Here is a 1,951-nt window from a genome sequence, read left to right on the forward strand (position 1 = left end):
TAGATGCCCTTGAGGTTCAGCATCTTGAAGATCACCTTGTTCCAGTCGATCTCGAAGCCGGCCGGCGCGATGCCGAGGATGGCGATCTTGCCGCCATTGTTCATCTTGTCGATCATGTCGCGGAAGGCCGGTGCCGCACCGGACATTTCCAGCCCGACGTCGAAACCCTCGGTCATGCCGATCGCCTTCATCACGTCGGCAAGGTTTTCCTTCGACGCGTCGACGACGTAGTCGATGCCGACGCTTTTCGCGAGCGCCAGCCGTGTCGGGTTGATGTCGGTGATCACCACCTTGCGGGCGCCCGAGCGCTTGGCGACCAGCGCCCCCATGATGCCGATCGGCCCGGCGCCGGTCACGAGCACGTCCTCGCCGACGAGGTCGAAGGAAAGCGCCGTGTGCACGGCATTGCCGAACGGGTCGAAGATCGCGGCGATCTCATCGGGCACGTCGTCCGGGATCGGCACGACGTTGTATTCCGGCAGGCAAAGGAACTCGCCGAAGGAGCCCGGCCGGTTGACGCCGACGCCGAGCGTGTTGCGGCACAGATGCCCGCGGCCGGCGCGGCAGTTGCGGCACTTGCCGCAGACGATATGCCCCTCGCCCGAGACCCGTTCGCCGACATGGTACTTGGTGACGGCCGAGCCGACCTCGGCGATCTCGCCCATGAACTCGTGGCCGACGACCATCGGCACCGGTATCGTCTTCTGCGCCCACTGGTCCCAGTTCCAGATGTGCACGTCGGTGCCACAGATCGCCGATTTCTTGACCTTGATCAGCACGTCGTTCGGGCCGATCTCCGGCACCGGCACGCGCTCCATCCAGAGACCTTCTTCCGGCTTCGACTTGACCAGCGCCTTCATCATGTTCGTCATTTGATTGCCTCCATCAAACCTTCTCTGGGGTTTGCCCCTCATCCACCGGCAAGCGCTTGCCCCTCATCCGGCTGCCGCCACCTTCTCCCCGTCGAGACGGGGAGAAGGGATATGCCGCGCCCTCTACGCCCATCTCGAACGGCCGACCGGTTCTGCCTTTTGCGAGGCCATCTGCCGGGCACGTCCCCTCTCCCCGCCTGCGGGGAGAGGGTTAGGGTGAGGGGCAAACCCGAGGAGAGGGCAAATTCTTCGTTCTGTCCCTCAGATCACGCCGAGCTCGCGGCCGACCTCTTCGAAGGCGGCGATTGCCCGGCGCACGTCGTTCTCGCTGTGCGCCGCCGACATCTGCGTGCGGATGCGCGCCTGCCCCTTGGGCACCACCGGGAAGGAGAAGCCGATGACATAGACGCCCTTCTTCAGCATGCGTGCCGCCATCTCCTGGGCGAGTGCCGCATCGCCGAGCATGACCGGGATGATCGGATGCCCCTCGCCGGCGAGCGTGAAGCCGAGCTTCGACATCTCGTTGCGGAACAGCGCCGCATTGGCATAGAGCCGCTCGCGCAGCGCATCGCCGTTCTCGATCAGGTCGAAGACCTTGAGCGACGCTGCCGCGATCACCGGCGCCAGCGTGTTGGAGAACAGATAGGGGCGCGAACGTTGCCTGAGCCAGTCGACGATCTCGGCCTTCGCGGAGGTATAGCCGCCGGAGGCGCCGCCGAGCGCCTTGCCGAGCGTGCCGGTGATGATGTCGATCCGGCCCTCGACGCCGCAGTGCTCCGCCGAGCCGCGACCGTTCCTGCCGACGAAACCGACCGCATGGCTGTCGTCGACCATGACCATGGCGCCGTATTTGTCGGCGAGGTCGCAGACCCCTCTGAGATTGGCGATGATGCCGTCCATCGAGAACACGCCGTCGGTGGCGATCAGCTTGAAACGGCTGCCTTCGGCCTTCTTCAGTTCCTCCTCCAGCGCCGCCATGTCGTTGTTGGCATAGCGGAAACGCTTGGCCTTGGAGAGGCGCACGCCGTCGATGATCGAGGCATGGTTGAGCGCGTCGGAGATGATCGCGTCCTCTTCGC

The 1,951-nt window shown here is 64.8% G+C and carries 2 protein-coding genes; both read right to left on the minus strand.

Annotation, left to right across the window (positions count from 1 at the left end):
- Positions 1 to 872, minus strand: an 872-nt coding sequence (gene tdh, locus AC0C6X_RS30030; RefSeq protein ID WP_472956673.1) for an L-threonine 3-dehydrogenase, incomplete at its 3' end; no start/stop codon positions are given.
- A 261-nt stretch (positions 873 to 1,133) separates the two neighbouring features.
- Positions 1,134 to 1,951 (minus strand): glycine C-acetyltransferase (locus AC0C6X_RS30035; RefSeq protein WP_472956675.1); only part of this gene is annotated, 818 nt, incomplete at its 5' end.

The organism is Ensifer sp. VA4 (genome assembly GCF_055710065.1).